8 protein-coding genes are annotated in these 6,521 nt (G+C 56.6%); 1 reads left to right on the forward strand and 7 read right to left on the reverse strand.

The features are described from left to right. The 4 genes from AC221Y_RS18315 to AC221Y_RS18330 all read right to left on the reverse strand — a co-directional run. The coding region (locus AC221Y_RS18315; protein ID WP_486707972.1) for a DUF6691 family protein at positions 1–287 on the reverse strand (287 nt) is incomplete at its 3' end. Between the two features lie 8 nt (positions 288–295). After that, positions 296–733 (reverse strand): YeeE/YedE family protein, encoded by a 438-nt coding sequence (locus AC221Y_RS18320; protein WP_486707973.1) that lies wholly within the window; start codon positions 731–733, stop codon positions 296–298. Positions 734–888: 155 nt separating this feature from the next. Next, complete coding sequence (locus AC221Y_RS18325) at positions 889–1,422, reverse strand: DUF456 family protein (protein WP_486707974.1); 534 nt, start codon at positions 1,420–1,422, stop codon at positions 889–891. A gap of 459 nt (positions 1,423–1,881) precedes the next feature. Next, positions 1,882–2,052, reverse strand: a complete 171-nt coding sequence (locus AC221Y_RS18330; protein ID WP_486707975.1) for a hypothetical protein — start codon at positions 2,050–2,052, stop codon at positions 1,882–1,884. Positions 2,053–2,666: 614 nt separating this feature from the next. Here AC221Y_RS18330 and AC221Y_RS18335 point away from each other — a divergent pair. Beyond that, a complete protein-coding gene (locus tag AC221Y_RS18335) occupies positions 2,667–4,376 on the forward strand; it encodes an amidohydrolase (RefSeq protein ID WP_486707976.1) in 1,710 nt (569 codons plus the stop codon). A gap of 293 nt (positions 4,377–4,669) precedes the next feature. Here AC221Y_RS18335 and AC221Y_RS18340 read toward each other — a convergent pair whose 3' ends face one another. The 3 genes from AC221Y_RS18340 to AC221Y_RS18350 form a co-directional block, all read right to left on the reverse strand. Continuing rightward, positions 4,670–4,993 (reverse strand): polyhydroxyalkanoic acid system family protein, encoded by a 324-nt coding sequence (locus AC221Y_RS18340; RefSeq protein WP_486707977.1) that lies wholly within the window; start codon positions 4,991–4,993, stop codon positions 4,670–4,672. Positions 4,994–5,028: 35 nt separating this feature from the next. Continuing rightward, positions 5,029–5,517 carry a hypothetical protein gene (locus AC221Y_RS18345; protein WP_486707978.1) on the reverse strand — a complete coding sequence of 163 codons (489 nt, stop codon included), beginning with the start codon at positions 5,515–5,517 and terminating at the stop codon, positions 5,029–5,031. Between the two features lie 767 nt (positions 5,518–6,284). Then, the coding region (locus tag AC221Y_RS18350; RefSeq protein WP_486707979.1) for a hypothetical protein at positions 6,285–6,521 on the reverse strand (237 nt) is incomplete at its 5' end.

A 6,521-nucleotide genomic window follows, 5' to 3' on the forward strand; every position in this document is an offset into this window, starting at 1 on the left:
CCCCAACCTACGCCGAAGAGTGCTGGCCCAACAATCAGACGGGAGTCAATTTTGGTTGCTGTAGGCATTTGAAATCGCTCCCCGCAGATTGGCGAAGGCTGTCGAAACGAAAATCGATAACCCAAAAAGGTGACCACCACAGCGCCCGCCATCACGAAGGCGAGGCTCGGATCAAACGTTCCAAATACGTCTAGAAAATTCTGTACCTTGGCCGGATTGGCCATGCCGCCAATGACGAGGCCGAGACCAAACAAAAATCCTGCGATTAAGCTGATCGTGATACGCACCGCTGACTTTAGCTCCCAATCACGTGCCGCACGATGAACACGGTAGCAAAGCCCGTGAACATAAAGACCGCTGTAGCCAAAAGTGAGCGTCGCGAGAGTCGAGCGAGCCCACACACACCATGCCCACTGGTGCAGCCACTGCCGTAGACCGTGCCAATTCCAACCAGCAATCCAGCAATAACCATCAGCGCCACATTGCCTGATACCGTCTGATGCACGGGCCAACCGCTCACCGTCGAATAGCAAATCGGGGCTGAAATCAGCCCTGCGACGAAGGCCACCGAGCTCACTACTTCCGCGCTGGCATACGGAGGAAGCAGCCGTGCCAATATCCCGCTAACGCCGGCGATTCGTCCGTTGAACAGCATTAGTAGAACTGCAGCGAGCCCGATTAGCGCACCGCCGATGGTCGAGGCAATCGGGGTGAAGGGTGTGATTGTGGACATTGAACTACGCGACGCTGGCCAGCGTCGTCCTCTCAGTAGTTGGCTACGACTTACCTAGTATCAGCCAGATTCGTGCTCCTAGACCACGTCCGCTTTGCGCCCCTAAGCCGACGTTCCTGGCCTCGCGACTGAAGTTGGCACGCTTCAACGTCAGTTCAGCCTATGAAAAGCACATCCACAAGAAACCAGACGACCATCACAACGCCGACCATAACTTTGACCACGAGAGAACTCACCGTGCCGACCGCTGAGCCCATACCCGACGTTGCCGCCTGCCTAATCTCTTGTTTGGCGAATAGCGCCTCAAACGCAAAGGCGCCGATCAGAGGGCCGAGAATTAGCCCTAGCGGCAGAAAAAAAATGCCGGCAAAGGCGCCGAGGATGGCCCCAATTGCCCCCCATTTCGTTCCCCCGAACCAGCGGGACCCGGCAGCCCCGCTAACAAACTCGTAAGCCTGCGACGCTGCCAGCAAGCCGATCAGCACAACGAATGTCCACCACTCGACCCCAGATGCTTCCCGCAATGCAAACCAGTGGAACGCGGCAGCCACCACGATGATTAGGTGGCCGGGAATCACGGGTAGAACAGATCCGGCCAGGCCAATGAGGAGCAAGCACAGAGTGATCAGCCATGCACCTGCAGCACCTACCTCGTCCCAGCCTTCCCAACCGGCTATCTCTTCCCACATCGACTGCGTGATTAGACTGTCGTTAGGCGAAAAACAATGAGATCTCCAGAAGTTCCCAATCGTCGCCTCAGGCCCTCAATTGCAAACCAAATTGCAAACGAACTCCGCGGCAGGGTACAGCACTAGGCTTTACAGGCCGGGACAGTGGGATTGGGATTTCCAAACCGGAACAGCCACCTAGCTACTAGGCGGTACATGTTGGGATGAGAGCCTTAGAACTCGAAAACCGTTGAGCGCGCAAGCGTTCCGAGGGTTCGAATCCCTCTCTCTCCGCCATGCGCATTTGCTTCAATGACTTACGGCTGCGGGCAAAAAGAAGCCCCGTCGGGGGGAGACGGGGCTTCTGGGTTCCTTATGGGGGAACCAGGATGGGGAGGGAAGCCCCATCTTCTTTAGTTACTCAATCGACGCGCGCGCGGATCACTCCTTGAGAGCAGGGCCAACCAAAACGAGCGCCGCTCAAAGTCTCCTTCCTATTTCCTGTCGTCCCTGCTGCCTCGCTTCTGTGAGGGCCTGAACGAGCGCGTAATAGAGCGCGCGCTTGTCGATCACCTTTTTGCCAGCGCCGAGGTAACCCTGAATGATTGCTTGCGCTGTTGAGCGCACCTGGGTGGCTGTATTATCGATCATTTTCGATTTTACCTCTGACTGCAGATAAACGGGGGAAGGAAGCCCTGTACATATGACATAGCAAAACCTGTGCCACTCTCTAAGTTACTAATAAGCAGAGGCTTGCGGCCCGTTCGGTGGCTCGGGCTTGCAATCTGCAAAGGCAGTTCATTGCACTTTGCATCCAGCGAGCCGGAAACCGGCGTGATATCATAGGAGCCTCCCTCATTGGCTCCCCCGCATGGTGTCAGCATTGCGGAGATTAAGGGAGGGTCGCTAGAGGTGCGACGGATGCTTGCTTTTGCTGATCTCGAGGGCGCCGCTTTTCGCCCACGGTCTTACGCGCCGCTCTGAGTGCAAACCAAATTGCAAACCAACCACGCAACACGAGGCGGTATTGGGCATCACAGACAAGGATCGCCAGAGGAGAAATGCCAAACGAGAGCACACGCTTAGCTACTGCGCGGCATAGGTTGGCACGAGAGCCTTAGAACTCGAAAACCGTTGAGCGCGCAAGCGTTCCGAGGGTTCGAATCCCTCTCTCTCCGCCATTTTTTGGCAGGAATTTGGACCTGCCAACCCCCCTGCATATAAAGTTTCCATCGAAATTGAATTTGATGATGGAGGGTCTTGTCGTGAAACTCATCAGACTCATCGTCACAGTGCTCTGCGGACTGCTCGGGTCAGCCGCAATTGCTAGCGCCCAAACCGCAGACACCGTCTACACCAACGGCAAGATCTACACGGTCGATGACAAACAGCAATGGGTCGAGGCGGTCGCGATCAAGGACGGTAAATTCATCGTGGTGGGCAGCGCCCCGGATGCCGCCGCGGTGACCGGCAAAGGGACCGAGGTGATCAACCTGGGTGGCGCCTTCGCCATGCCCGGTATTCAAGAAAACCACGTCCATGCCTCTTCGGCTGGCGCAACCATCCTTAAACTCGCTAATCGTGCGACATTCACGCCAGACAAGACTCCAGATGAAATCCGCGAGATTCTACTCGACTACGCTCAAAAGAATCCCGGCGATAGCTGGATCTGGGGGCAGCAGTGGGACCCCTCCCACTTCAAGGATGGGCGGGCGCGCAAGGACTTCCTAGACGACATTTTCCCTGACCGCCCTGTCTACCTTGTGGATTCGTCTGCGCACAACGCGGTGGTCAACTCGAAAGCGCTCGCGCTGGCCGGGATCACGAAAGACACGCTTCAGCCCGAGACCGGGATTATCGAGATGGACCCGACCACGGGCGAACCGACCGGTTTCCTGGCCGAAATGGGCCTCTTCCCGGTTGGGAAGTTGCAGAACCATCCTGATGTGGCGACCTGGAAGAAGGCGATTCTCGAGAGCCAGGACATACTTCTCGCTTACGGCATTACCGCGATCACAGATTCAGCGGTATCGACCGAAGCCAACGCGGCGTGGAAGGAACTGGCCGATGAAGGCAAGTTGAAGATGCGCGTCGATACAGCGCTCATCATGAACGACTATTTCGGTGAAGAGGCCAATCCACAGGAGTCGGTCACGCGACTGCCTGAGTTCCAACACAGGCTGCTCGACCCGATGACGGCGAAATGGGGCGCCGACGGTACGCCGCTCACCAAGACGTCTGTAATGCTGGAGCCTTACGAGGGCACAGACGAACACGGCATCCTGACCATCAGCAAGAATATGATGGACCAGATGCGCGAGAACATGCGCGCTGGTCTTAAGTTGATGGTCCACACAATCGGCGACGGCACGACCCGCAAGGTCCTTGATCTGATCGAGGAGGGCCGTGAGAACTATCCGGCGTTCGATGCGCCAGTGCAATTCGCGCATCCGCTGTGGGTCGACCCCGATGACATGGACCGGATGGCGCGACTTAATGTCGTCGCCGACATGTCGCCACCAGTCTATTTCCGTTTCCCAACCGGTGATCTCTATGATGGGATTCTCGGGCCGGAACGCGCAGCAGCGCGGGCGCCGATTGCCGAGATGTTGCGCCGCGGCGTGAAGGTGTCATACGGCAGCGACTGGCCAGCCTCGGCACCCAATGCCAACCCATTCCGCAACATGGAAGCGATGATCACCCGCGAGAACCCGGACAATTCCGACTACCCCGGGGGACCGCTCGGTGAAGGGGTCGGGCTTGAGGACGTAATGCGGATCTTCACGATCAACGGCGCCTACGCCATGGAACACGACGACATCACCGGCTCTATCGAGGTCGGCAAATTCGCAGATATGATCGTTCTCGACCGGAACCCGTTCGACCTCGTCAATGCTGGCAAGACCAAGGAGATCAGCGACGTCGCAATCACGCGGACGGTGTTTGAGGGCGAAACGGTCTATCAGGCCGAATAGCCCATTCCGAACACCACCGACGGATCCGCTTTTGGCACTTGGCAGACATTGACTTCGACGCTGAGGATGTCTGCTTTCGGGTGCAATGCGGACGTCGCTAGGTCGCATCCTGATGTCTGTTAATGACCCAAAGCGGACGTATGCTGGTCGCTGTACCTGGGGTGACGAGGTTGAGGTCGTCAAGCCTAAGCGACTGGTATCAATGCTCCGACGAGAGGTTGCGAAGCAAGCCGCGGGCCGCAAAAATCGTTAGTCGATCAATCGTAGCTTATGCAGACTTCTGATCGCACGCGCTAACGCTTGGGGGTCGGCTTCTCCAACATTAGCTGTCCCTGCCGCTTCACCAGCGCCTTGGCCTTATTGGCGACCATTGCCAGCACCCATGGAAGCTGCACTTCAAGCCGGACATGATCCTCTCCCACGTCCACCGATCCGGTCGTCGATTGACCCAGTAGCCTCGCCTGAAAGTCCATATGATCGCCAACCCAAGCGTCTTTCAGCATGACGAGACTGTCACTCACATGCGCGTGCACATTGCTCAAGCCCGCCTGTAGGCGGCGCCGGGCCTCCTCCTTACCGAGCCGGTGGGGAATGGTGACGACAACGGGTTGGGGCATTTTTTGCTTCGGTGCCGCTTGTTCTTTGGACTCTCTCATATACCAAGTGCCTTGGAGATGTCACCAAGTGTGGCCTTCTCAGCATCGCTCACTCGGACACCTCCAAAGCCAAGAAACGACCCTTCCACAGAAGCCTCCGCGACCTGCTGGCTGATCTTTCGGAGCCAGGTCTTGAAGGCTATTGCCTCATCAGGGGCCTTGGCATCGACGATGGCGGAAGCCTCTCGTAGGCTCTCCAACGAACGCTGCACGCATTCGACGGGCTCGGCACGGGCAAAACGCTCGCGCATGGCAGAAATGCTGCCATCGCTCGATCTTGCGAAATCAGCAACAGTAGCCTTGATGAGTTCATTGGAGTTGGGATGGCGCTGAGCTTCAGCGAGCGCGGGAGTCGCCGCAGCGGCTTCTTTAAGAGTGCCCCACCAGCCGCTTGGATCGGTCGCCGAAACGGCAAGGCCAGCCGCTAGGATGCTGTCTAGCAACTTCGTCCATTCTTCGGGTGTGAAGTCGTCTTTGTTCGCCATGGCCATTTCCAATGAGAGTAGTTTGTTTGCAGGGGCTTTCTGTTGCTCAACTACATCAAATCTGACGCCTGGAGAAGTGAACGCTTGGTGTCGGACTATTGGGGGGAAGTCGACGCTCTCGAAGGAGCCCTTTCCGACATGTCCGCTTCGGGTGGCGGGTTCATATAGTCGACGCAACACTTCAACTTTTGAGAAAGGATGGAGTGTTGCAGATGGGCTATCGTCGTCGGGAGGAACTTCACAACCGGCCAGAAACGGGGGACGTGCTCCCTCATCCGGCCAGAACTGTTCCCTGCTATCCCAGAAAAATTCCCTGTTCCGGTGTTTAGGGAAATGGCTCCCTACCCATTGATCTACATGCGGAAAAGCCGCGACTAGGCCCACTTCCTGCACCAGAATTGGCAAACTTCCCTGTATTTTCCCGCTGAACAGGGAATGGGCCTCAGAGACGAGTTCGCAGATGACTGCCCCCACCGCCAGCTTCTTTAGGTTTCAAACACTCGCTAACGGGGACTTACACCAACCGGTACTGGAACACCTCCGTTCAGCCCGATTTTGCAAACGAGTTCCAAGCAGGCGTTTGGTCCCATATGCGAACGCGGGGGATTTGAGCCTTCGCGGTATCCACACCCATAGCGTTTCGCTGTAGTCGTCTGATTAGGACGGAGAGAGGCGTTCTTGCTGCTACGCACGATTGACCGCGAACGCCACTTGCGGTTCTTATGCTTGGGCCACTTCCGGTTGATATGCGTGCGGAGGAAGACCTGCTAACCAGCAATGCTGCCACTTCCAACTAGATTTCGAATGAACGTATCAATCGTGCGATCGTGCCACGTTTCGGCATACCCGCTCTCATGAAAGCCGACGTGGCCACCGCTTCGCGAAATAATGATCTCGACTTTTGGCAGGTCAAATTTTTTCAATGAGAGGTAAGGACGAACAGGGATCCAGGGATCGTTGCTTGCGTGCAGCATTAGCGTCGGAACTGAAATTGATCGCACAAA

This window comes from Boseongicola sp., assembly GCF_057460485.1.

Coding starts and splice junctions, on each gene's coding strand:
- AC221Y_RS18320 (WP_486707973.1), bottom strand. CDS start 733: ATGTCCACAATCACACCCTTCACCCCGATTGCCTCGACCATCGGCGGT.
- AC221Y_RS18325 (WP_486707974.1), bottom strand. CDS start 1,422: ATGTGGGAAGAGATAGCCGGTTGGGAAGGCTGGGACGAGGTAGGTGCT.
- AC221Y_RS18330 (WP_486707975.1), bottom strand. CDS start 2,052: ATGATCGATAATACAGCCACCCAGGTGCGCTCAACAGCGCAAGCAATC.
- AC221Y_RS18340 (WP_486707977.1), bottom strand. CDS start 4,993: ATGCCCCAACCCGTTGTCGTCACCATTCCCCACCGGCTCGGTAAGGAG.
- AC221Y_RS18345 (WP_486707978.1), bottom strand. CDS start 5,517: ATGGCGAACAAAGACGACTTCACACCCGAAGAATGGACGAAGTTGCTA.